This window comes from Variovorax sp. PAMC26660 (assembly GCF_014302995.1).
GTDB lineage: Bacteria > Pseudomonadota > Gammaproteobacteria > Burkholderiales > Burkholderiaceae_C > Variovorax.
Genome location: NZ_CP060295.1, coordinates 7,223,776 through 7,246,059, shown reverse-complemented (window position 1 = coordinate 7,246,059; position 22,284 = coordinate 7,223,776). Strand labels below are relative to the sequence as shown.

Below are 22,284 nucleotides of genomic sequence, written 5' to 3'. Positions count from 1 at the left end.
ATGAGCGACGCCACGGCCACCGACGCACAGACGCTGCCCGCTTCCGAGCTGGCACTGCTCGACGCCCGCTTTCCCGCCCGCACGGTACCGGTCGGCGGCGGCACGGCGGTGTCGGTGCGCGAGCACGGTGCAGGGCCGGCCCTCGTGTGTCTGCACGGCATCGGCTCCGGTGCGGCCTCGTGGCTCCACGTCGCGTTGCTGCTCGCGCCGCAAGCCCGCGTGATCGCGTGGGATGCGCCGGGCTACGGTGCATCGACGCCGCTCGCGTCCGCCACGCCAACTGCCGTTGACTACGCCGAGCGCCTGCATGCCTTGCTCGATGCGCTCGACGTGCAGTCCTGCGTGCTGGTCGGTCATTCGCTTGGCGCGCTCACTGCCGCGTCTGCCGCGCGCAACGGTTCGGCCCTGGCGTCGCGCATTCGCCGCCTCGTGCTGATCAGCCCGGCCGCGGGCTACGGCGCACCGTCGCGCGTCGAAGCCCGCGCCAAGGTGCACACCGAGCGCCTGGCCTCGCTCGACGAACTGGGCATCGCCGGCATGGCCGCGAAGCGCTCGGGCCGCCTCGTGTCCGAAGGTGCCAGCGAACTCGCGCGCCAATGGGTGCGCTGGAACATGGCGCGCCTGAACGACGGCGGCTACCGCCAGGCCGTCGAGCTGCTGTGCAACGGCAATCTGCTGGCAGACCTGCCGCCCGCCATGCCGGTGCGCGTGGCCTGTGGCACGCTCGATGTCGTCACCACGCCCGACGCCTGCGCCGAAGTCGCGCGCCAGTGCGGGGTGACGCTCGAACCCATCGAGGGTGCGGGCCACGCCAGCTACGTGGAGCAGCCGCAGGCCGTTGCCGCGCTGCTGCGCGAAGCGCTCGCCGCCTGACAGGGCACCCGGAACAACCAACCCAAACAACCAACGACCATGGCCAACGACAACGAAGTGATGGAAGAGGGCGCCGACCGCTACAACGTGCCCGCGCTCGAACGCGGCCTGCGCGTGCTGTGCGAGTTCAGCCGCGAAAGCCGCACGCTCTCCGCGCCCGAACTGGCGCGCCGCTTCGACCTGCCGCGCTCGACCGTGTTCCGCCTGCTCACCACGCTGGAGAACATGGGCTTTCTGGAGCGCGCCGAAGGCGGCCGCGACTACCGCCTGGGCCTTGCGGTGCTGCGCCTGGGCTTCGAGTACCTCGCGTCGCTGGAGCTGACGCAACTCGGCACGCCGCTGCTCAACCGCCTGTGCGACGAACTGCGCACGCCCTGCAACCTCGTGGTGCGCGACGGCCGATCGATCGTCTACGTCGCCAAGGTCGCGCCGCCCACGCCATTCGCCAGCTCGGTCACCGTGGGCACGCGCCTGCCGGCCCATGCCACGGTGCTCGGCCGCGTGCTGCTCGAAGACCTCACGCTGCCGCAACTGCGCGCGCTCTACCCCGAAGACAAGCTCGAGACCTTCTCACCGAGCACGCCCAAGACCGTGAACGAACTCTTCGACATGGTGCAGGCCGACCGCTCGCGTGGCTATGTGCTGGGCGAAGGCTTCTTCGAGTCGAACATCTCCAGCATTGCCGCGCCGGTGCGCGACCACAGCGGTCACATCGTGGCGGCGCTGGGCGCGACCATCACTTCGGGCCAGATCGAAGAGAACCGCATGGACGAGATGGTGCTGCGCGTGCGCAGCACAGCCGAGGAAATCTCGGGCCTGCTGAACTACTCGCCTGCACGTGCCAACAAAGTGGTGCCGCTTCGCAGCGCCTGATGGTCATGACGATGCAGGCACCTTCTTCCTTCTTTGCCACCGATGCGCTCGCGGGCCGCGTGGCCGTGGTCACGGGCGGTTCGTCGGGCATCGGCCTGGCGACCGTCGAGCTGCTGCTCGGCTGTGGCGCTGCCGTCGCGCTGTGCGGACGCAATGCCGAACGGCTCGACCGCGCGGTGGCCGGTCTGCGTGAGCAGTTCCCCGGCGCGAAGCTTTTCGCCCAAGCCTGCGACGTGCTCGACGGCGCTTCGGTCAAGGCCTTCGCCGCAGCCAGCGAAGCCGCGCTCGGCCCGGCCTCGATGCTCGTCAACAACGCAGGGCAGGGCCGTGTCTCCACCTTCGCCACGACCGATGACGCAGCCTGGACCGAAGAACTGAACCTGAAGTTCTTCTCCGTCATCCACCCCACGCGCGCCTTCTTGCCCCAGCTTGCGGCGCAGCATGCGGTGCTGGGCGATGCGTCCATCGTCTGCGCCAACTCGCTGCTGGCGCGCCAGCCCGAACCACACATGGTCGCCACCTCGGCCGCGCGCGCAGGCCTTTTGAACCTCGTGCGTTCGATGGCCACCGAGTTCGCGCCGCAAGGCGTGCGCGTCAACGGCATCCTGATCGGGCTGGTCGAGTCGGGCCAGTGGCGCCGCCGCTTCGAAACGCGTGAAGACAAGTCGCAGGATTGGTCCGCCTGGAGCGGCCAGCTCGCGCAGAACAAACACATCCCGCTGGGTCGCCTGGGGCTTCCGATCGAAGCCGCACGCGCGATTCTTTTCCTCGCTTCGCCCCTCGCGTCCTACACGACGGGCAGTCACATCGATATCTCCGGAGGCCTGTCACGCCATGCATAAACCCAACAACAACACGGTCACGGTCGGCGCAGTCGTCGCGGCCTTTCTCGAACAGTGCGGCGTCAAGGCGGCCTTCGGCGTGATCTCGATCCACAACATGCCGATCCTCGATGCCTTCGCGCAGCGCGGTGCGATCCGCTTCGTGCCCGCACGCGGCGAGGCCGGGGCCGGCAACATGGCCGATGCCTATGCGCGTTCGACGGCGAGCCTCGGCGTGTGCCTTACCAGCACGGGCCCAGCCGCCGGCAACATCGCGGGCAGCATGGTCGAGGCGCTGACGGCCGGCGCGCCGCTGCTGCACATCACGGGGCAGATCGAGACGCCTTACCTGGACAAGGGCATGTCGTACATCCACGAGGCGCCCGATCAGCTCACGATGCTCAAGGCGGTGTCGAAGGCTGCGCTTCGTGTGCGCAGCGTCGAGACGGTGCTCGGCACGCTCAAGCGCGCGGTGCAACTCGCGCTGACGGCACCGACCGGCCCGGTCAGCGTGGAGATTCCGATCGACATCCAGTCGGCGCTCACGACGATGCCCGCCGACCTGTCGCCGTTGCCCATCGAACGGCCCGTGCCCTCGGCCGCATCGCTCGACGCGCTGGCCGCGCGCCTGGCTGCCGCCAAGCGCCCGATGCTGTGGGTCGGTGGCGGCGCACGCCATGCCGGCACCGCCATCCAGCGCCTGCAGGCGCTCGGCTTCGGCGTGGTCACGACCACGCAGGGCCGCGGCACGGTGCCTGAAGACGATGCCGGCTCGCTCGGCTCGTACAACATCCACAAGCCCGTCGAGGCGCTGTATCAGCGTTGCGACGCGATGCTGGTCGTCGGCTCGCGCCTGCGCGGCAACGAAACGCTCAAGTACGAACTGAAGCTGCCGCGCCCGCTGCTGCGCATCGATGCCGATGCCGCCGCCGAAGGCCGTGGCTATGCGACCGACCTGTTCGTCTGCGGTGATTCCGCTCTGGCCCTCGAAGGCCTGGCCGATCGCCTCGAAGCCGCGAGATACAAGGCCGACCCAGCGCTGCTCACCGAGCTGCGCGCCGCGCATGCACAAGCCGTTGCCTCGCTGACCGACGGCCTGGGCCCGTACGCCGCACTGGTGAAAGAACTGCAAGCGGCAGCCGGCCGCAACTTCAACTGGGTGCGCGACGTCACGGTGTCGAACAGCACCTGGGGCAACCGCGAGCTGCGCATCTTCTCGCCCAGCGCCGGCGTGCACGCCACCGGCGGCGGCATCGGCCAGGGCATGCCCATGGCCATTGGCGCGGCTGTCGGCGCGGCCGAGACGGGCTCGGGCCGCAAGACCTTTTGCCTCGCGGGCGACGGCGGCTTTATCCTGAACCTCGGCGAGCTGGCAACGGCCGTTCAGGAAAAGGCCGACATGCTGATCGTGCTGATGAACGACAAGGGCTACGGCGTCATCAAGAACATCCAGGACGCGCAGTACGGCGGCCGCCGCTGCTATGCCGACCTGCACACGCCCGACTACGCGATGCTGTGCGCCTCGCTGGCCCTGCCGCATGCGCGCGTGCAGCGCATGGACGAACTGAAGGCCAGGCTCGGCGAGGCACTGGCCAAGCCCGGCCCGTTCCTGCTCGAAATAGACATGCTCTCCATCGGCGACTTCAAGAGCGCCTTCGCCGGGCCGCCGACCAACACCATCACCCAGATCCCGGCACTCGGCAAGGCTGCCGCGTCGGTGGAGTGAAGAACATGACCGTGCTGCGCGTTGCACTCATCGGCTTCGGTGCCATCGGCACCTCGGTGCGCGAACTGCTGGAAGGCGACACGACGCTGGCCGTGACGGCCATCGTCGTGCCGGCCGAAGGCGTGGCTGCGGTGCAGGCACTGGCGCCCGGCGTGCAGGTCGCGAGCAACGTGCCGACAAGCGGCATCGACCTCGTGGTCGAGACCGCCGGGCACGCGGCCATCGAAGAACACGTGCTGCCGGCGCTTGCGCGTGGCACGCCCTGCATCGTCGCGTCGGTGGGCGCGCTGTCGGCCACCGGCCTCGCTGAAAAGCTCGAAGCCGCCGCAATCGCCGGTCGCACGCAGGTGCAACTGATCGCCGGCGCCATCGGTGCCATCGACGCACTCGCAGCCGCCCGCATCGGCGGCCTGGACAGCGTGCGCTACACCGGCCGCAAGCCGCCGCAGGCTTGGAAGGGCACGCCGGCCGAGCAGGGCCGCGACCTCGATGCGCTGACACAGGAAACCGTGATCTTCGAGGGCAGCGCGCGCGAAGCCGCCTTGCTGTACCCGAAGAACGCGAACGTCGCGGCCACCGTGTCGCTCGCGGGGCTGGGGCTCGACAGGACGCTGGTGCGCCTGATTGCCGACCCCGCCACCACCGAGAACGTGCACACCGTCGAAGCCGAAGGCGCCTTCGGCAGCTTCGCGCTGACCATGCGCAACAAGCCGCTTGCGGCCAACCCCAAGACTTCTGCGCTCACCGTCTACAGCGCGGTACGCGCCTTGCGCAACCGGGCTGCGGCCCTGTCCATCTGAGTTTTTCCACCATGATTTCTTCCGAGCTTCTTCCGATCTGCGTTGCCGGCGAATGGCGCCTGGGTGGCGGCGACGTATACGAAAGCCTCTACCCCGCCACGGGCGAGCCGATCGCCCGCCTCAAGGCTGCGAGCCTCGCCGACGTCGAAGAAGCCATCACGCGCGCCGACCACGCCTTCCGCACCAGCGGCTGGGCCCAGCGCCTGCCGCACGAGCGCGCGGCCGTGCTGCATCGCGTGGCGCAGTTGATCCGCGAAGAGGGCGAATCGCTCGCGCAGAAGCAGCGCCTGGACAACGGCAAGCCCATCAGCGAAACCCGCAACCTCGTGGCCAGTGCCGCCGGCACCTTCCAGTTCTTCGCCGCCGCGTTGGAGACGTTGGAAGAAACCATCACCCCGTCGCGCGGTGCCTTCGTCACGATGAGCGTGCACGAGCCCATGGGCGTGGTCGCGGCCATCACGCCGTGGAACTCGCCGATTGCCAGCGAAGCGCAGAAGCTGGCGCCCGCGCTGGCGGCTGGCAATGCGGTGGTCGTCAAGCCCGCCGAGGTCACGCCGCTGATGGCGCTGGAACTGGCGCGCATCTGCGAGAAGGCCGGCGTGCCCAGGGGCATCGTCAGCGTGCTGCCGGGCAAGGGCTCGGTCATCGGTGACGCGATCACCAAGCATCCGCTGGTCAAGCGCGTGTCGTTCACGGGCGGTACCACCACCGGCAAGCACATCGCGCACATTGCGGCCGACAAGATGATGCCGGTGTCGCTGGAGCTGGGCGGCAAGTCGCCGACCATGGTGCTCGACGACGCCGACCTCGACCATGCGGTGAGCGGCGTGCTGTACGGCATCTTCAGTTCGTCGGGCGAGTCGTGCATTGCGGGTTCGCGCCTGTTCGTGGCGCGCAGCATCTACGACGAGTTCTTGACGCGGCTGGCCGAAGGCGCCAATGCGCTGCGCGTGGGCGACCCGGCCTCGGAGCAGACGCAGATAGGCCCACTCATCACGGCGAAGCACCGCGAGGGCATCGAGCGCTATGTGGACCTCGGTGTGTCCGAAGGCGGCCGAATTCGCACGGGCGGCGTACGCCCGCACGGCGATGGCTATGACCGTGGCTATTTCTACAAGCCGACCATCATCGAAGGCCTGGACAACAGCGCGCGCATCAGCCAGGAAGAAATCTTCGGGCCGGTGTTGGTCGCAATGCCGTTCGATGACGAGGAGTCGCTGATCGCGCAGGCCAACGACAGCGTTTACGCGCTGGCTGCCGGTGTGTGGAGCCGGGACTTCAAGCGCGCCTGGAAGCTGGGCCGTGCGGTGCAGGCGGGCACGGTATGGGTCAACACTTACAAGCAGTTCTCTGTCGCCACGCCTTTTGGGGGCTGGCGTGACAGTGGCCTGGGTCGTGAGAAGGGTCGCGAAGGGATCTTTCAGTACATGGAGCAGAAGAGCATGTACTGGGGGACGAATGAACAGCCTTTGCCTTGGGCGTTGGGATGACGTCTCTTCATTTTCTGTGTTGTTCTGGGCGCACCCGTTCAGGGCGTCGCTCACGCCGACACGGTGCTCTTTTTCGCGAATGTCCCCCGCTTCGCTCCTCCTTTATTTCGCGAAAAAGAGCCCCGTATCGACGTGAGCGCTCAGAGCACTTGTTGATCGGCGGCACACCAGCAGCGTGCCCCTGTGTGAATGACACCAGGTGCTCCCCGCAGCGAAATAAAGGAGGAGCGAAGCGGGGGACATTCGCGGAGGGGAGCACCTGGTGTCATTCGCACTCGCCCCGAATGAACCCAAACCCGAACGCGCCCCGAGCAAACGCCAGCAAAAAAAGACCACAGCCCCCCGTGAACACCAGAGCGAAAAACTGACATGAGCGTACTTGGCATCGACCAGATCACCTACGGGGCAGAGGACCTGCCCACCTGCCGCCGCTTCTTCGAAGACTGGGGCCTCGCGCTGAAGTCGGAAGCGCCCGACGAACTCGTCTTCGAGTGCCTCAACGGCTGCAAGGTGGTCGTCGCGGCGTTGGGCAACGCGAACCTGCCGCCCGCGATGGAAGAAGGCCCGACGCTGCGCGAAGTGGTGTGGGGCGTGGAAAACGATGCGGACCTCGATCGCTACGCCGCTGCCATCGCACACGACACGGGTTTCTTCGACAGCACGGTCGACGGCGCACGCCGCATCGGCTGCATCGACCCCAACGGCCTTGCCGTGCGCCTGCAGGTCAGCCGCAAGCACGCCGTCGATGTCGACTGCGGCGCCATGAACACCTGGAACGCCAAGCCGCGCATCAACCAGGCCGCGCCGATCTACGAGCACGCAACGCCCATCGAAGTCGGCCATGTGGTGTTCTTCGTCAACGACGTGGTGGGCACGAGTGCGTTCTACGCGCAGCGCTTCGGCTTCGTGTCGTCCGACAGCTACCCGAACCGTGGCGCGTTCATGCGCTGCGCGGCGGAGGGCGGTCACCACGACCTGTTCCTGCTGCAGATTCCCTCGGGCAAACGCGGGCTCAACCATGTGGCCTTCACGGTGCGCGACATCCACGAAGTCTTCGGCGGCGGTTTGCACTTCTCGCGCCGTGGCTGGGAGACACAGCTCGGCCCGGGCCGCCACCCTGTGTCGTCCGCGTATTTCTGGTACTTCAAGAACCCGGCGGGCGGTCTCATCGAGTACTACGCCGACGAAGACCAACTCACCGCCGACTGGCAACCGCGCGAGTTCGAGCCCGGGCCCACGGTGTTCGCCGAATGGGCCGTCGATGGCGGCCTTGACGGCAACACCCGCCGCCAGAAGAACGCGGAAGGCCCGAAAGCAGCGTTCCTTACCGAAAAGAAATAAGCCCTCGATCCGTCATGCAACAACGTCTTTCCTTTCCTCTCCTGTTTGCCGCGCTCGCGGCGCTCACGCTCGGCACGAGCGTGCATGCGCAGCAAAGCGATGCCCAAAAGCAACTGGCCAGCGAACGCTTCACCATCATTTCGCCGTTCCCGCCCGGCGGGCCGGTCGACACGCTGGCGCGCATCCTGTCGGACGGCCTGGCCCGGCGCTACGGCCAGGCGGCCGTGGTCGACAACCAGGTCGGCGCGGCCGGCAACATCGGCATGGAGAAGGTCAAGCGCGCCAAGGGCGATGGCCACACGCTGCTGGTGATCCCGGCGGGCAACGTCACCATCAACCCGACGCTGATGCCCAACTTCCCGTTCGACATGGCGAAGGACTTCGTGCCGATCACCATGCTGGCCAAGGCGCCCAACGTGCTGGTGGCATCGCCGTCGTCGGGCATCAAGAACGCGAAGGACCTGGTGGCGAAGGCCAAGGCCAAGCCCAACACGCTGTCGTATGCCTCGCCGGGCGTGGGCAGCGGCCTGCACCTGGCGGGCGAGCTGTTCAAGCAGCAAGCCGGCATCGACCTGCTGCATGTGCCCTACAAGGGAACGGCGCCTGCGCTCAACGACGTGCTCGGCGGCTCGGTGCCGCTGATGTTCAGCAACCTGCCCGCTACGCTGCCGTTCCTCAAGCAGGGCAAGCTGGTGGCTATCGGCGTGACCGAGGCCAAGCGCAGTGCCGCTGCGCCCGACATTCCCACGCTCGCGGAGCAGGGCATCCAGGGCGTGACCGTGACCTCGTGGTACGGCCTGATGGCACCCAAGGGCACGCCGCCCGCGGTGGTCGAGCAGCTTGCGAAGGACGCAGCGGAAATGCTCGCGCAGCCCGACGTGCGCGAACGCCTCAAGTTGCAGGGCATGACCGACGCGGCCATGAAGCCTGCCGAGTTCACCACCTACATCCGCGATGAGACGGCCGTGTGGGCCAAGATCATCAAGGCCCGCAACATCGTCGCCGAATAAGCGTCGGCAGCCACAACGAGCAGAGACAGACCCATGAAGAAGACCAGCGAATCCACCATCGGCATCGTCGGCGCGGGCATCGGCGGCCTCGTGGCAGCCATTGCGCTGCGGCGCGCGGGCCACGACGTGATCGTGTTCGAGCAGGCCAAACAGTTCGCCCGTGTCGGTGCGGACATCAACCTCACGCCCAACGCGGTGCGCGCGCTCGACGGCCTGGGCGTGGGCGAGGCGGCCCGCGTGACGGCGGCGCGTCCGTCGCACCGCATCAGCCGCACCTACGACACCGGCGAGGAAACCTCGCGCCTGGAAATGGCCGACTCGGCGGAGCAGCGCTATGGTGCGCCGCAGCTCACCATCCACCGCGCCGACCTGCTGGCCGCGTTGGCCGACATGTTCCCGGCCGAACAGGTCGCGCTCGGCAAGCGTGCAGAGAAGATCGCGGCGGATGACAAGGGCGTGAGCCTTTCCTTCGCCGATGGCACCAGCGCTCGCGTCGGCGCGCTGCTGGGCGCCGACGGCATCCACTCGTGCGTGCGCACCGCCATGTTCGGCGCCGAGAGCCCGCGCTTCACCGGCATCGTCGCCTACCGCGCCGTGGTGCCCGCAGAGCGCGTGGCCGGCGTGCCCAACCTCGGTGCCTTCACCAAGTGGTGGGGCCCGAACCCGCAGAGCCAGATCGTCACGTTCCCGCTGAATCGCGGCAAGGACATCTTCATCTTCGCGACCACGCCGCAGGACACCTGGCACCTCGAGTCGTGGACCGCACCGGGCAGCGTCGACGAACTGCGCGAGCAGTACGTGGCCTACCATCCCGAGGCCCGTGCCCTGCTCGATGCCTGCGACACGGTGCTCAAGACCGCGCTGTACGAGCGCGACCCGATGCCCGCCTGGGCCGCCGGCCGCATGGCGCTGCTGGGCGACGCCGCGCACCCGATGCTGCCTTTCATGGCACAGGGCGCAGGCATGGCAATCGAAGACGCCGTGGTGCTGGCCCGCCACCTGGAGGGCGTGGCGATGAGCGACATGGCCGATGCCTTGCAAGGCTACGAGAAGGCCCGCATCGAGCGCGCAAGCCAGGTGCAGCTTGGCTCGCGCGGCAACAACTGGCTGCGCGAAGGCGGCAACGCCGACTGGGTCTACGGCTACGACGCCTGGGCCGTGCCGCTCGGCGCTCCCGTCGCGGTTGCAGCCGACACCGCCTGATCTCATTTCACCTCACTCCACGGAGGCTCACGATGCAACAAGACCGCTATCTCCAACCGCATCAGGCGCGACAGCGCCCAGCGACCACTTATGAAGACCTGCTGGGCGACGTGATCGAGCGCGCCTTTGCCGATGGCGTCCACGACCTCGGCGCTCTGGTGCAGCGCCTGAACGACAGCGGTCTGGCCACGCCCGGCGGCCAGCCCTGGACCGAGGCGCTGTACCGCAAGGAAATGGCCGCGCTGGCCGCCTGAGGAGAACCCATCATGCCCATCGCCATCCAACCCGTTCCCGCAGACCCGGTCGATCATCTTCTGGAGATCGGCCTCAAAGACCTCTGGTATCCGATCTGCCCCTCGCACTTCATCAAGGAGAACCCCATCTCCCTGCGGCGCCTGGGCCGCAAGCTCGCGCTGTGGCGCGACGGCGAAGGCGTGCTGCATGCGCTGGAAGACCGTTGCCCGCACCGTGGCGCACCGCTGTCGCAGGGCGTGATCCTGGGCGACCGGCTCTCGTGCCCGTACCACGGCGTCGAGGTGCGGCATGACGGCGTGGTCACGCGCGTGCCCGGCAGCCCGGGTTGCAAGCTCGAAGGCTCGCAGGCCACGCGGCACTTTCATGTGCAGGAGCGCGCGGGTGCGGTGTTTCTCTTCAACTCGAAAGAGTCGGTCGACATCCCGCCGCCACTGGTGTTGCCCGAGCAACTGACCGACGACGCCGAGTACGGCAGCTTCCTTTGCTACACCGAGTGGAAGGGCGACTACCGTTACGTGCTCGACAACGTGATGGACCCGATGCATGGCACGTACCTGCACAAGCAGTCGCACTCGATGGCCGAGGGCGACTCGAGCGCCAAGTTCGGCATTCGCCCGACCGACATCGGCTTCGTGTTCGAGAAGGAAGGCCAGCGCAACGTCAACTTCGACTGGACCGAATGGGCGGATACCGGCATCCACTGGATGCGCCTTGAAATCCCGTACCCGAAGACCGGCGGCCCCGGCGGCAACTTCATCATCATCGGCGCGTTCTCGCCGATGGCGAATGGCATGACGGCCACCTTCTTCTGGCGCGTGCGCAAGCTGCCCAAGGGCTGGGAGCGCGACACCTGGCGCTTTCTCTACAAGAACCGCCTGGAGGCGCGCCACTGGCATGTGCTGGAGCAAGACCGCGTGATGCTCGAAGAGATGGAGCCCGACGCCAATCAGCACGAGAACCTGTACCAGCACGACCTGGGCATCGTGCGCCTGCGCCGCCACATGCGCGGCCTTGCACAGGCGCAACTGGCTGAAGCAGCCGAAGCCACCACGGCCTGACCCCGGAGCGAGCTGCGCCATGTCTTCTCCCACGCTGAACGCCCTCGTGCACACCATGCGCTACGAGGCCGACGGCATCGTCAGCGTCGAGTTCCGGCCGGCCACGCCTGCCGTGGACTTTCCCGCCTTCGAGGCCGGCTCCCACATCGACCTGCACCTGCCCAACGGGCTGGTGCGCAGCTACTCGCTGTGCAACCCGGCCAGCGACCGCCAGCGCTACGTGGTCGGCGTGCTCAACGACCGCAAGAGCCGGGGCGGCTCGCGCTACGTGCACCAGCAGCTGCGCGTTGGCATGACGCTGCCGATCTCGGCGCCGCGCAACAACTTCAAGCTGCAAGAGGGCGCCGAGCGTTCGGTGCTGGTGGCCGGCGGTATCGGCGTGACGCCCATCTGGTGCATGCTGCAGCGCCTCGTGGCCATCGGCAAGCCGGTGGAGTTGCTGTACTGCGCCCGCACCCGCAAGGAGGCCGCGTTCTGCGATGCCATCGAGGCGCTGGCGAAAGAGAAAGCGATACAGCTCACCTGGCATTTCGATAACGAGAAGGGCGCACCGCCCGACCTCGTGGCGCTGCTGGGCGGCAAAGGCGCCGACAGCCACTACTACTGCTGCGGCCCGACGCCGATGCTCGATGCGTTCGAGAAGAGCTGCGAACAGCTCGGCCATGCGAACGCGCACATCGAGCGCTTCGCCGCCGTGCATGTGGAGGTGCCGAGTGCCACGCAAGGCTATGTGGTCCAGTGCGCCAGGAGTGGCAAGAGCGTCGAGGTGCCGGCGGGCAAGTCGATCCTGGACAGCCTGATCGATGCCGGGTTCAACCCCGACCACAGTTGCAAGGAAGGCGTGTGCGGCGCCTGTGAAACAGCGGTGCTCGACGGCGAAGTCGAGCACCACGACGGCATCCTCACCAAGATCGAACGTGCGTCCAACAAGACCATGATGATCTGCGTCTCTCGCTGCAAGGGCGAGCGGCTGGTGCTGGACATCTGAGGCCATCCCCAAGAGACGGCCAGGAAAAAAACCAACCGAGACATTCAATGAAAAAGTACTTGATCGCACTGGCTTCGGCCAGCGCGGCTGGCGGAGCGCTGGCCCAATCTTCCCTCACGCTCTTCGGCGTGGTCGATGCCGCCGTCACCTACACGCGCGGCAGCGGCACCGGTTCGGGCAGCAAGCTGCAGTTGAGCAACAGCGGCAACATGTTCAGCCGGCTGGGCTTTCGCGGCACCGAAGACCTGGGCGGCGGGCTGTCGGCCAGCTTCTGGCTCGAGATGGGCCTGCAGAACGACACCGGCACCGGCTTTCCCTCGAACTCGAACAACCAGGCCAGCGGCAACGGCCCCGCGGGCGTGCTCAGCTTCAACCGTCGCTCGACGGTGAGCCTGGCGGGTCCGTTCGGCGAAGTGCGGCTGGGCCGCGACTACGTGCCGGCCTTCTGGAATACGGCCATCTTCGATCCCTTCGGCACCGGCAGCGGCATCGGCGCCAACCAGATCTATTTTTCCGGCCTGGGCGGGCTCGTGGCGCCGACCGGCACGCGCGCATCGAACAGCATCGGCTACTTTCTGCCTGCCAACCTCGGCGGCTTCTACGGGCAGGTGATGTACGCGATGGGCGAGAACGATTCGCTCTCGGTGCTGCCCAACACGCGGGTGTCGACGCGGCACGACGGCGATCACACGGGGCTGCGCTTCGGCTACCAGAGCGGCGGCTTCCACATCGCGCTCGCCACCGGCAAGACGCGCTATGCCAGCGGCGACCTGCGCGTGACCAACCTCGGCGCGGCCTATACCTTCGGACCTTCGCTGATGAACCTCAAGCTCACGAGCGAGATCTACACCGAGTCGAAGGGCGCGACGGACGGCAAGGGCGCGCTCATCGGGCTCCAGTTGCCCATCGGGCCGGGCGAGATCAAGGGTTCGTATGCGCGCTACAAGCTGCAGCCGGCCGGCGCGCTGCTGAACCCCACGTCGTCGAAGCTGGCCATCGGCTACGTGCACAACCTCTCGAAGCGCACGGCGCTGTACGCCACCATCGCGCGCATCAGCAGCAGGAACGGCGCCACGCAGGCGCTGTCGGGCGCCATCACGCAGCCGAACCGCGCCTCCAGCGGCACCGAGGTCGGCATGCGCCACATGTTCTAGGCGCAACCGCGCAGCAACACTCCACGGCAGGAACACCATGCAGAGCAAGAACTTTCGTTGGTACGGCGTCATCACGCTGTTCGTGATCGTCGCGATCTCCTACGTGGACCGCATCAACATCGCGGTGCTGATCACCGACCCCGCGTTCCTTGCGCACGTGGGGCTCGCTGCCGACGACCGCGTGAGCCAGGGCCTGCTGGCCACCGCCTTCATGCTGGGCTACGGCGTGTCGGCCTTCGTGCTCACGCCGTTCTGCTCGACGCTGTTCGGCGTGCGCCGCAGCCTGGTCTACGGGCTGGTGCTGTGGGGCGTGGTGACCTGGGCCTCGCCCATGTTCCACAGCTACGGCATGCTGCTGGCCTCGCGCATCCTGCTGGGCGTGTCGGAAGGGCCGCTGTTCTCGCTGGCCTCGTCCTACATCAAGGCGCATTTCCAGAGCCACGAGAACGGCAAGCCCAATGCCATCGTCAACATGGGCACCGGGCTCGGCCTGGCCATCGGCTATCCGCTGGTCGGCTACCTGCTCACGCAGTTCGATTGGGACAGTTCGTTCCACGTGCTCGGCGTGCTGAACATCGCGCTCGGCATTCCGCTGGTGCTGGCGTTCGTGCGCATGCCGCCCGCGCATGCCGATGGCGTGCGGCCGTCGTCCTTCGGTGAAGCGATGGCGCGCGTGGGCGGCATCGTGCGCGGCGCCCTGCAGACGCGGCACCTGTTCCTCATCACGCTGCTGACCTCGGCGGCGCTGGCCTATCTCTGGGGCAGCAGTAACTGGCTGCCGACCTACCTGCGCGAGGCGCGCGGCTTCTCGATGCGCGAGATGGGCTGGCTCGCGTCCGCGCCGCAGTACGCCACGGTGCTTGCCGTGTTCGTGGGCGGCGTGCTGATCGACAAGATTGGCCGCGAGCGCGTGCCCTTCATCTTCATGGGCGCGAGCATCGGCGTGGCGCTGGCGGTGCTGATGGCGATCAACGCGCACAACCCCTATGTGGCGGCCTGCTGCCTCGTGGCGGCCAACTTCTTCTGGGGCCTGCAGAGCCCGGCCATTCCGAGCACTGTGCAGCATTGCGCACGGCCGGAGCACACGGCGAGTGCGTTCGGCGTGACCAACGGCGCAGGCAGCCTGGTGGCAGGCTTCATGCCGGCACTGATGGGCGGCGTGATCAGTGCGGTGTCGCACGGCGCGGGTGGTGCCGGCGCGGCCGTCACGCCGGCTTCGTCGGCCGCGGGTTTCTTCGCGGGCTTCGCGCTGCTGATCGGTACGCAAGTGGTGGTGTTCGGATGCGGCCTTCTGCTGTGGCTCCGCGAGCGTTCGCGCAGCGTGGTTGCAGTTTCGGGTTCACAACTTTCGTAGCGTTGGGCGGCCACACGAACCTTCGTACTGTGGCAACGGTGTCACAGCGATCACGCATGAAATCTGTCATCTGCGTGAGCATGTGTTGCAGCGACGGAACCATCTTCGTATCGCACGACACGCGTTGCATTGCATGACGCCATTCGGGCTATGGCGCGCGAACATTTTGAGAGAGAAAAGTTCCGCGAGTCGTTGAGCCGTCGCATTCGATCAGCTAAAACTGAGCGCACCTAATGGACGGGGGAATGCGCGTGACACCAACGAGAAGAGCCGCAAAGCATCTTGCCATTGCCACCACGGCACATGCCGTTTCCGCAGCGCGGAAGCGGGCAGCGCCGATGCGTGGACGCTGAAGGCGCACCACCAGCCCAAGGCCCGACCCCACATCTCATCCACCCCGCGCATCGACGGGAATGGACCACATCACCCCTCGCATCCTGGGGCCGCCCGCATTGATTGCGGCGAGGCCTGGCGTGGCACGTCCGTGCTGTGCCGGGCCGACGAAAAACCGTGGCGTCTTCGTGTTGTTCTGACGAACGTGTCGTTCGCCGGAAGGGCGCGGTGCTGCCTGCCCGATTCGTTGTTCTTCATTCCATCACCGCGCCTGCCCGCGCAGCACCGGCTACCCGTCGATGCATGCAGGGGAGCGCATGTCCTTACCCAGAGGCGATCATGAAAAAACTCAACCAACCCTTCGTCAATCATCTTGCCATCACCGCTGTGACCCTTGCCGCATTGACGGCATGTGGCGGTGGAGGCGACAGCGGCTCTTCATTCGGTGGTGCAGGCGTCGGCCTCGGCGCCCCGGCGAGCCCGGCGGCTTCGGCCCCCGCTCTTGACGGCATGGACGCGACGAAGAAGGCGCCCGACGACGGCGTGCCCACCGCAGCGGATGCGGCCCTCGCGGCCGTCGACCGTTCCGCGAAGCCGATGGAGCTGCCCGACACCGTCTGGCCCAGCAACTACAAGCTGTGGTTCCGGCCTGATGCGGCGCTCAAGACCTTCGTAGGCCGTGGCGATGTGGAGATCGAAGTGCTCAAGCCGGTCGATGCGATCGTCGTTGCCGCGCACAACCTGAACTTTGCGAAGGGTCGCACCACGCTGCGCAAGGTGTCGAACCCGGCCGAGGCGATACCGCTGATCCCGACGCCGCAGACGCTGGGCGACTTCGTGCAACTTCGCCTGAACGACGGGCAGATCGCCAAGGGCAAGTACCTGCTGCACATGGAGTGGGACGGCAAGATCCAGTTCTCGGATGCCGAGTACTGCCCGCCCGCCGAAGTACAGCGCAACCCGTTCTGCTCGGCCGCCACAGGCATCTTCAAGGTGGGGCTGTCCACACCCGAGGGCGTGAGCAGCGACGCCATCGTGACGCAGGGCGAAACCAACTACGCGCGGCAGTGGTTTCCAGGCTGGGACGAGCCGGCCTTTCGCCACACCTTCGAGATTTCGGCCGAGGTGCCGGGCGACTGGAAGACCGTGTCGAACGGCGCGCAGAAGTCGGCGGTGAAACTGCCCGACGGCTACCAGCAGGTGTCGTTCGAGAGGACACCGTCGATGCCGATGTACCTCACCTTCTTCGGCGGCGGCAAGTTCGACATCCTGCCCGACACCTTCAAGAACCCGCTCGATGGCACCGACATTCCGCTGCGCTGGTTCACGCCGCCGGGCCGCTCCACCTGGGCCACCTTCCCGATGGAATGGACCAAGGTGGCCATGGACTACTACTACAAGTACACGGGCATTCCGCTGCCGATCAAGAAGTTCGACACCATCGCGGCCAACGACAGCTACAACAACAAGCCGAACACCGGCTTCGGTGGCATGGAGAACTGGGGCGCCATCTTCGAGTTTGCCGACGCGGTGCTCACCAAGCCGGGCGACAAGCCCACGCTGTATTCGGTGACGGTGGTCACGCACGAGATTGCGCACCAGTGGTTCGGTGACCTGGTCACGCTCGACTGGTGGGACAACGTGTGGCTGAACGAGTCGTTCGCGCGCTGGTTCGAGCGCCGCACCACGATCAAATTCCACCCCGAGTACTACAGCTTCTCCGACTTCGTTCTGGACAAGCACAACGTGATCGTGGCCGACCTGCGCAACACGGCGGTGCCGGTACAACGCAACCTCAACGATGCGGGTTCGTTCGGCTTCATCAGCCCGTCGATCTTTGTCTACAACAAGGGCAGTCATGTGCTGGAGACGATCCAGAACTACATCGGCGAAGAGGCCATGCAAAAGGGCCTGCAGATCTACCTGAAGGACTACGCCTTCGGCAACGTCACGCCCACGCGTCTGTGGACTTCGCTGGAGAAGGCGAGCGGCGGCAAGAAGGTCAGCGACATCGGCGACAGCTTCATCCGCCAGACCGGCATTCCGCTGCTGACGGTGGACGCGCAATGCGCCGGCGACCGCACCTACGTGAACATCACGCAGGAGTCATTTCCCAACCAGAACCAGTTTCCGGCCTCGACGTGGAACATTCCCGTCACGCTGGCGTATGGCGATGCGATGGACCAGCGCAAGACCTTCGTGATGTCGACCAACAGCACGCAACTGGAGCTGCCGGGTTGCACTGCCGTGCTGGCCGGGCCGACCGGGCAGGACTACTACGTGAGCAACTACAGCGCGCAGTCGTGGAGCGACCTGCTGGCCAAGGCGCAGTACTTCGGGGCCAACAAGCCGTTGCTGCTGAACATCGAGCGCGATGCCTTCCGCCTGCTGGGCGTGGGGCGCATCACGCAGGTGCAGTACGACCAGATCAAGAACATCGTCAACCTGCCGGCACCGCTCTTGGCCAAGACGGAAATGAGCCAGCAGAAGATGGTGGCGCAGGACGCCGGGGCCCAGGAAGAGTACCCGCACGCGCTGCGCTTCCAGGGCAACCTGAAGCTGCGTGACAACGACAAGCGTTGAGCCACTGACTCACCACGCATGACGCCGCCGGCCGGGCCATGACAGGCGCGGTCGGCGGCGCATGCCTCTCATCACAGGATCATCATGAACAGAATATTGAAATGGTTGGGCGCCGGCACCTGTGCCTTGCTGCTCTTGGCCGCTTGCGGCGCAGGCAGTGGGCCCGAGGACGCGCTGGTCGGCGTCTATGCCGTCAAGCAGGACGGCGTGCTCAAGGAACTGGTGAAGATCGAGCGGCAGGGCGACCGCTACGTCATGCGCGACAAGGTGCGCACGCCCGACTGGAGCGAAGCCAAGATGCAGATGCAGCCGGTGACGCGCGAGCGCTGGAACAAGATCACCACCGACAAGGAGAACACCGCCTTCCTTGGCGTGGCAAGCGACCAGCTCGGCATCTTCAAGGTGCCCGCAGGCTGGAAGAAAAACGACTTCAGCACGCAGACCGGCTACTTCCTGTTCTATTCGCAGGGGCCGGTGGAGGCGTACAAGCTGTAAGCCCGTACGCCATCGCCATCGCCGTCAGGCCGAAGGCGCAACGATCGCGCCTTCGATGCGATGGCGCTTCAGCGCATCGGCCACGAAGCCGCTGGCCTTCATCTCCTCGACGAAGGCGGCCAGCAGGGCTTGCGCATCGGCGCCACGGCTGGCCGGCGTGCCCATGGCCTGCTGGATCACCATGAAGCGCCCCGGCAGCACGCGCACGCCCGGTGCGCGTTGCGCTTCGCCTTCGAGCAGTTGGCGGATGCCGGCCGCCACCTCGACATCGCCCGAACGCACGGCGGCCAGCGCGGGCCCCGCGCCCTGCAGGCGAACGATCTCGGCCTGCTTGATCTCGCGCGTGAGGAACAGGTCGTAGGCGCTGCCCGAGCCGACCGAGATGCGATGGCCCTTGGCGTCGACCTGCGCGTTGTCGGTCAATGCCGATGACGCTGGCACGAGGTAGCTGCCTTCGATGAGCACATAAGGCGCGGTGAAGCGCAGCCCTTCGCTGCGTGCCGGGTCGATGGCGAAAAAGCCGATGTCGGCCTTCTCGTTCTTCACCGCATCGACGGAGGCGGCGGCCTTCTCGAACACCACGAGTTCGATGCCCACGCCGAGCAGCCGCGCGAACTCGCGTGCGAGATCGATCGACACGCCGACCGGCTCGCCGCTGGCCGCATCCTTGTTGGCGAGGATCGGATTGCCGAGGTTGATCGAGGCGCGCAGCGTGCCGTTGGGCGCGAAGGCCTTGGCCAGTGCAGGGGTGATCGGTGGAAGAGGCTGTGTCATGGCGTCCATTCGTCGGTCAGGGAAGGGGTGAAGCGGGGATGTGAGCGCCAGTTTACGGGCCCGCCGGCCGCATCTCCTACCGCAAGCAGGGCCACGTGCCCACCGGCACGGCGCCGCATTCGCGTAGGCTCTGCGCATTGCCCATCGACCCTGCCTTTTCGCCGTGCCGCTTTCCACTTTTCTTGTCGAAGACAACTCCCTCATCCGCCACAACCTCATTGCCGCCATGGAGGACGAGGTCGACATCCATCTGATCGGCACTGCCAGCACCGAGGCCGAGGCCGTGGCATGGCTCGAGGAGAACCCGGGCGCCTGGGACCTGCTGGTGGTCGATCTCTTCCTGCAGGAAGGGTCGGGCCTGGGCATCGTCAAGCGCAGCGGCAGGTGCAGGCCGGGGCAGCGCGTGGTGGTGCTGAGCAACTACGCCACTGGCGAGATTGCCGACTGGGCGCGTGAACTCGGTGCCGATGCGGTGTTCGACAAGTCGCTGGAACTTGATGGGTTCTTCGCGCTGTGTGCCGGCCTGGAGGCCGAAGGCCGCTAGACCCGCAGCACGAGCGGTATCCGCACCGTCACCTGCAGGCCCTTGCCTGTGCCGGTGTCGCTGAGCGCGATGGCGCCGCCATGCGCGTCGACCACCGCCAGCACGATGGCCAGCCCGAGACCGCTGCCGGTCTGTACCTGGTCGGGATCGCGAAAGAAACGGTCGAACACGCGTTCGCGCAATGCCGGCGCAATGCCCGAGCCCTGGTCGGCCACTGTCAGTACCGCCTCGTCGACGATCCGCCGGATGCCGACGCTCACGACCGAGCCCGCGGGGCTGTACTTGGTCGCGTTGTCGATCAGGTTGTCGATCATCGAGACCAGGCCGTCGCGGTCGCCCACGATCTCCACCCGCTCGTCGGCCACGAGTTCGATCTCGACCTCGCGCACATGCGCCAGCGTGGAGAGGGCGGCCAGCCGCTCCTGCACCAGGTCGTCCAGCCGCAGCGGCCGCGGCGCGGAGGCGTTCGCATGGCTGCGCATCAAGCGCAGCAGCTGGCCGACCAGCCGCTCCGCGCGGGCGTTGCTGCTGAGCACGCGCGCGAACAGCTCGTGCTGGCGTTCGGTGGGAATGTATTGCGTCAACAGGGCCTGCAGCGCCTCGACGTTGACCCGCATCGCGGCAATCGGCGTGCGCAGTTCGTGCGCGGCATCGGCGATGAAACTCTGCTCCCGCGCGATGCTCGCGCGCAGCCTTCCCATCAGCGCGTTGAAGTTGTGCACCAGCGGCTGCAGTTCTTCGTGCCGCGGCTGGATCGAGACTGGCGCCAGGTCGTGCGGGCCGCGCGAGGCGATCTCCTTGGCCACCGTGCGCCAGGGCCGCAGCGCGAGCCGGATCGACAGCCAGGCCGGGAACAGCAGAAAGGGCACGCTGATGACCAGCGGCAGCAGGTAGTAGCCGCGCGACTGGAAGGTGAGCCACATCTGCACGCCGCCGGGCGTGACGAGCGTGACGCTGGTTTTGCCCGAAGGCGACTCGATGGTGCGCGCCCGCCAGGACTTGCCGTCGATCTCCACGGGCTCGGCGACGTCCGGCCGCGTGTTCACGATGTCCGACGGCACGCCGTCGGAGCGGTAGACCTGGCGGCCGTGCTGCCACACGATGACGCTGGGCGACAGCGTGGCGTCGTCGCCGTTGCCGAAGGCATTGCGCAGCGCCAGGTCCATGGCGCGCAGGCTCTCGTACTGTTTGGCCGGCTTGTCGGCCAGGTTCTGCGCGACCAGCAGCATGCTGCGCTGGGAGGCATCGATGACCGACAGGTCGTCGGTCATCGCGGAGTTCACCACCAGCCCGATCGCCAGGCTCCACAGCAGCGTCATCGTTGCCATCTGCGCGAACATGAGACGGCGCACCAGTGAAGGCCGCCGCAAGCGGCGCCAGCCTTCGCGAAGCCACCGCCCCGGCATGAGGGCGAGTGACAGGGCCGTTGCGCTCATGAGCGCTCCAGCGGCGTGCTTGCCGTCTGGTAGATCACATAGCCGATGCCGCGCACCGTGCGGATGTAGCCGTCGCCGATCTTGCGGCGCAGGTTCGAGATGTGCACGTCGAGCACATTGCTGCCCTGGTTCTGCCAGTTCGGCTGCACCAGTTGTTCGAGCGCGCGGCGCGCGACCACGCGGTCGGCGCGCTTGACGAGCAGGCTCAGCAGCTTGAACTCGCTGCGCGAGAGCGACACCGGCAGGTCGCGCACGCGCACGCGCTGGGTCGCCTCGTGCAGCCAGAGGCCGCGCACCTCGAAGGTGGCACCGTCGCTGCCGTAGCTGCGCCGTGCAAGGGCGCGCACGCGCGACAGCAACTCGGCCAGCACGAAGGGCTTGACCATGTAGTCGTCGGCGCCAGTGTCCAGTCCCTTCAGGCGGTCGTCCAGGCCATCGCGCGCACTCAGGATCAGCACCGGCAGGCGGGCCCCGTCGCGCCGCAGTTGTTCCAGCACCGAGAGACCGTCGCCGTCGGGCAGGCCCAGGTCGAGCAGGATCAGATCGCATCCTTGCGTTTCGAGCACGCGCAGTGCCTCTTCGACACGGCGCACCCACACCACCTCCATGCCCTGGGTTTGCAGGGCGACGCGTATGCCGGTGGCCAGGTCGAAATCGTCTTCGGCCAGGAGGATCTTCATGGAAGGGCAATCTAACTGTCGAAGCTGAAGGAATCCCAAAGAAAAGAGGAGGGCGCCGGCCGGCAAGGCGACAAATTTTCAGGAGACCTTCATTTGCGTGGATCACGATGCCGGGGTGCCCATTCCGCACGTCGAAGAAGAAAAAACCCCATGCACCCCAAGCGCACCATTGCGGTCGCGATGCTCCTGCTGCCCCTGGCGGCGCTCGAGTCGAGCGCTCACAGGCCCGATCCCTTCGAGCAAGACTTCAAGCCGTCGAAACCGGTCTATCGCATCGAACAGCGCGATGCCGATCCCTCCAGGCAACGGTCGGGCGCCGGTGCCGCATGGGGCGGCAGGGCGGGCACGGGCATGAGTCCGAGCGGCTGGCGTCCGCACAGCCTGGAGCGCTACGACGGCTACCGCTATTCGAGCCGCGACGCCGATGGCGACGGCATGCCCGACCGCTGGGACCGCCATCCCCACGACCCGCGTCGCCAATGAGGCGCCCGCA

The 22,284-nt window shown here is 66.9% G+C and carries 21 protein-coding genes; 18 read left to right on the top strand and 3 right to left on the bottom strand.

Going from position 1 to position 22,284, the window contains the following annotated elements:
• The 16 genes from H7F35_RS33995 to H7F35_RS33920 all read left to right on the top strand — a co-directional run bounded on the left by H7F35_RS33995 (position 1) and on the right by H7F35_RS33920 (position 18,357).
• Positions 1-873, top strand: coding sequence for an alpha/beta fold hydrolase (locus tag H7F35_RS33995; protein ID WP_187110857.1), 873 nt, complete (start codon positions 1-3; stop codon positions 871-873).
• Between the two features lie 39 nt (positions 874-912).
• Complete coding sequence (locus H7F35_RS33990; RefSeq protein ID WP_187110856.1) at positions 913-1,746, top strand: IclR family transcriptional regulator; 834 nt, start codon at positions 913-915, stop codon at positions 1,744-1,746.
• Positions 1,747-1,751: 5 nt separating this feature from the next.
• Entirely contained in the window at positions 1,752-2,588 is an 837-nt protein-coding gene (locus H7F35_RS33985; RefSeq protein ID WP_222621993.1) for an SDR family oxidoreductase, read from the top strand.
• Complete coding sequence (locus H7F35_RS33980; protein WP_187110855.1) at positions 2,581-4,293, top strand: thiamine pyrophosphate-binding protein; 1,713 nt, start codon at positions 2,581-2,583, stop codon at positions 4,291-4,293. Before H7F35_RS33985 ends, H7F35_RS33980 begins: the two co-directional genes overlap by 8 nt.
• Positions 4,294-4,304: 11 nt before the next feature.
• Entirely contained in the window at positions 4,305-5,093 is a 789-nt protein-coding gene (locus tag H7F35_RS33975; protein ID WP_187114509.1) for an aspartate dehydrogenase, read from the top strand.
• An 11-nt stretch (positions 5,094-5,104) separates the two neighbouring features.
• Entirely contained in the window at positions 5,105-6,583 is a 1,479-nt protein-coding gene (locus H7F35_RS33970) for an aldehyde dehydrogenase (protein ID WP_187110854.1), read from the top strand.
• A gap of 369 nt (positions 6,584-6,952) precedes the next feature.
• Positions 6,953-7,924: a VOC family protein gene (locus tag H7F35_RS33965; RefSeq protein ID WP_187110853.1), complete on the top strand. Its 972-nt coding sequence runs from the start codon at positions 6,953-6,955 to the stop codon at positions 7,922-7,924.
• 14 nt (positions 7,925-7,938) lie between these two features.
• On the top strand, positions 7,939-8,934 hold the full coding sequence (locus H7F35_RS33960; RefSeq protein ID WP_187110852.1) for a Bug family tripartite tricarboxylate transporter substrate binding protein: 996 nt from the start codon (positions 7,939-7,941) through the stop codon (positions 8,932-8,934).
• A 33-nt stretch (positions 8,935-8,967) separates the two neighbouring features.
• The gene (locus H7F35_RS33955) at positions 8,968-10,137 is read left to right on the top strand and encodes an FAD-dependent monooxygenase (protein ID WP_187110851.1); all 1,170 of its coding nucleotides are present in this window, start codon (positions 8,968-8,970) and stop codon (positions 10,135-10,137) included.
• A 32-nt stretch (positions 10,138-10,169) separates the two neighbouring features.
• Positions 10,170-10,391 (top strand): recombinase-like helix-turn-helix domain-containing protein, encoded by a 222-nt coding sequence (locus tag H7F35_RS33950; RefSeq protein WP_187110850.1) that lies wholly within the window; start codon positions 10,170-10,172, stop codon positions 10,389-10,391.
• Between the two features lie 12 nt (positions 10,392-10,403).
• Positions 10,404-11,450 (top strand): aromatic ring-hydroxylating oxygenase subunit alpha, encoded by a 1,047-nt coding sequence (locus H7F35_RS33945; protein WP_187110849.1) that lies wholly within the window; start codon positions 10,404-10,406, stop codon positions 11,448-11,450.
• 19 nt (positions 11,451-11,469) lie between these two features.
• Entirely contained in the window at positions 11,470-12,438 is a 969-nt protein-coding gene (locus tag H7F35_RS33940) for a PDR/VanB family oxidoreductase (protein WP_187110848.1), read from the top strand.
• A 47-nt stretch (positions 12,439-12,485) separates the two neighbouring features.
• Positions 12,486-13,592: a porin gene (locus H7F35_RS33935; protein ID WP_187110847.1), complete on the top strand. Its 1,107-nt coding sequence runs from the start codon at positions 12,486-12,488 to the stop codon at positions 13,590-13,592.
• Positions 13,593-13,629: 37 nt separating this feature from the next.
• A complete protein-coding gene (locus H7F35_RS33930) occupies positions 13,630-14,946 on the top strand; it encodes an MFS transporter (protein ID WP_187110846.1) in 1,317 nt (438 codons plus the stop codon).
• A gap of 672 nt (positions 14,947-15,618) precedes the next feature.
• The gene (locus tag H7F35_RS33925; RefSeq protein WP_187110845.1) at positions 15,619-17,862 is read left to right on the top strand and encodes a M1 family metallopeptidase; all 2,244 of its coding nucleotides are present in this window, start codon (positions 15,619-15,621) and stop codon (positions 17,860-17,862) included.
• Between the two features lie 84 nt (positions 17,863-17,946).
• Positions 17,947-18,357 carry a hypothetical protein gene (locus H7F35_RS33920; RefSeq protein ID WP_187110844.1) on the top strand — a complete coding sequence of 137 codons (411 nt, stop codon included), beginning with the start codon at positions 17,947-17,949 and terminating at the stop codon, positions 18,355-18,357.
• Between the two features lie 24 nt (positions 18,358-18,381).
• On the opposite strand, the gene H7F35_RS33915 is transcribed toward H7F35_RS33920, so the two are convergent.
• Positions 18,382-19,131 (bottom strand): transporter substrate-binding domain-containing protein, encoded by a 750-nt coding sequence (locus H7F35_RS33915; RefSeq protein ID WP_187110843.1) that lies wholly within the window; start codon positions 19,129-19,131, stop codon positions 18,382-18,384.
• Between the two features lie 163 nt (positions 19,132-19,294).
• On the opposite strand from H7F35_RS33915, the gene H7F35_RS33910 reads away from it, so the two are divergent.
• Complete coding sequence (locus H7F35_RS33910) at positions 19,295-19,675, top strand: response regulator (protein WP_187110842.1); 381 nt, start codon at positions 19,295-19,297, stop codon at positions 19,673-19,675.
• Here the strand turns inward: H7F35_RS33910 and H7F35_RS33905 are convergent.
• Positions 19,672-21,111 carry a sensor histidine kinase gene (locus tag H7F35_RS33905; protein ID WP_261803464.1) on the bottom strand — a complete coding sequence of 480 codons (1,440 nt, stop codon included), beginning with the start codon at positions 21,109-21,111 and terminating at the stop codon, positions 19,672-19,674. The genes H7F35_RS33910 and H7F35_RS33905 overlap by 4 nt on opposite strands.
• On the bottom strand, positions 21,108-21,791 hold the full coding sequence (locus H7F35_RS33900; RefSeq protein WP_187110841.1) for a response regulator: 684 nt from the start codon (positions 21,789-21,791) through the stop codon (positions 21,108-21,110). Before H7F35_RS33900 ends, H7F35_RS33905 begins: the two co-directional genes overlap by 4 nt.
• A gap of 150 nt (positions 21,792-21,941) precedes the next feature.
• Between H7F35_RS33900 and H7F35_RS33895 the strand changes: the two genes are divergently transcribed.
• Positions 21,942-22,274 carry a hypothetical protein gene (locus tag H7F35_RS33895; RefSeq protein WP_187110840.1) on the top strand — a complete coding sequence of 111 codons (333 nt, stop codon included), beginning with the start codon at positions 21,942-21,944 and terminating at the stop codon, positions 22,272-22,274.
• The last annotated feature ends 10 nt before the right edge of the window (positions 22,275-22,284 follow it).

What these genes read in the sequence shown, in the direction of transcription:
- H7F35_RS33960 (WP_187110852.1), top strand. Translation starts at nt 7,939, where the DNA reads ATGCAACAACGTCTTTCCTTTCCTCTCCTGTTTGCCGCGCTCGCGGCG.
- H7F35_RS33920 (WP_187110844.1), top strand. Translation starts at nt 17,947, where the DNA reads ATGAACAGAATATTGAAATGGTTGGGCGCCGGCACCTGTGCCTTGCTG.
- H7F35_RS33990 (WP_187110856.1), top strand. Translation starts at nt 913, where the DNA reads ATGGCCAACGACAACGAAGTGATGGAAGAGGGCGCCGACCGCTACAAC.
- H7F35_RS33945 (WP_187110849.1), top strand. Translation starts at nt 10,404, where the DNA reads ATGCCCATCGCCATCCAACCCGTTCCCGCAGACCCGGTCGATCATCTT.
- H7F35_RS33965 (WP_187110853.1), top strand. Translation starts at nt 6,953, where the DNA reads ATGAGCGTACTTGGCATCGACCAGATCACCTACGGGGCAGAGGACCTG.
- H7F35_RS33940 (WP_187110848.1), top strand. Translation starts at nt 11,470, where the DNA reads ATGTCTTCTCCCACGCTGAACGCCCTCGTGCACACCATGCGCTACGAG.
- H7F35_RS33995 (WP_187110857.1), top strand. Translation starts at nt 1, where the DNA reads ATGAGCGACGCCACGGCCACCGACGCACAGACGCTGCCCGCTTCCGAG.
- H7F35_RS33915 (WP_187110843.1), bottom strand. Translation starts at nt 19,131, where the DNA reads ATGACACAGCCTCTTCCACCGATCACCCCTGCACTGGCCAAGGCCTTC.
- H7F35_RS33930 (WP_187110846.1), top strand. Translation starts at nt 13,630, where the DNA reads ATGCAGAGCAAGAACTTTCGTTGGTACGGCGTCATCACGCTGTTCGTG.
- H7F35_RS33980 (WP_187110855.1), top strand. Translation starts at nt 2,581, where the DNA reads ATGCATAAACCCAACAACAACACGGTCACGGTCGGCGCAGTCGTCGCG.
- H7F35_RS33955 (WP_187110851.1), top strand. Translation starts at nt 8,968, where the DNA reads ATGAAGAAGACCAGCGAATCCACCATCGGCATCGTCGGCGCGGGCATC.
- H7F35_RS33895 (WP_187110840.1), top strand. Translation starts at nt 21,942, where the DNA reads ATGCACCCCAAGCGCACCATTGCGGTCGCGATGCTCCTGCTGCCCCTG.
- H7F35_RS33900 (WP_187110841.1), bottom strand. Translation starts at nt 21,791, where the DNA reads ATGAAGATCCTCCTGGCCGAAGACGATTTCGACCTGGCCACCGGCATA.
- H7F35_RS33905 (WP_261803464.1), bottom strand. Translation starts at nt 21,111, where the DNA reads ATGAGCGCAACGGCCCTGTCACTCGCCCTCATGCCGGGGCGGTGGCTT.
- H7F35_RS33950 (WP_187110850.1), top strand. Translation starts at nt 10,170, where the DNA reads ATGCAACAAGACCGCTATCTCCAACCGCATCAGGCGCGACAGCGCCCA.
- H7F35_RS33935 (WP_187110847.1), top strand. Translation starts at nt 12,486, where the DNA reads ATGAAAAAGTACTTGATCGCACTGGCTTCGGCCAGCGCGGCTGGCGGA.
- H7F35_RS33970 (WP_187110854.1), top strand. Translation starts at nt 5,105, where the DNA reads ATGATTTCTTCCGAGCTTCTTCCGATCTGCGTTGCCGGCGAATGGCGC.
- H7F35_RS33985 (WP_222621993.1), top strand. Translation starts at nt 1,752, where the DNA reads ATGACGATGCAGGCACCTTCTTCCTTCTTTGCCACCGATGCGCTCGCG.
- H7F35_RS33925 (WP_187110845.1), top strand. Translation starts at nt 15,619, where the DNA reads ATGAAAAAACTCAACCAACCCTTCGTCAATCATCTTGCCATCACCGCT.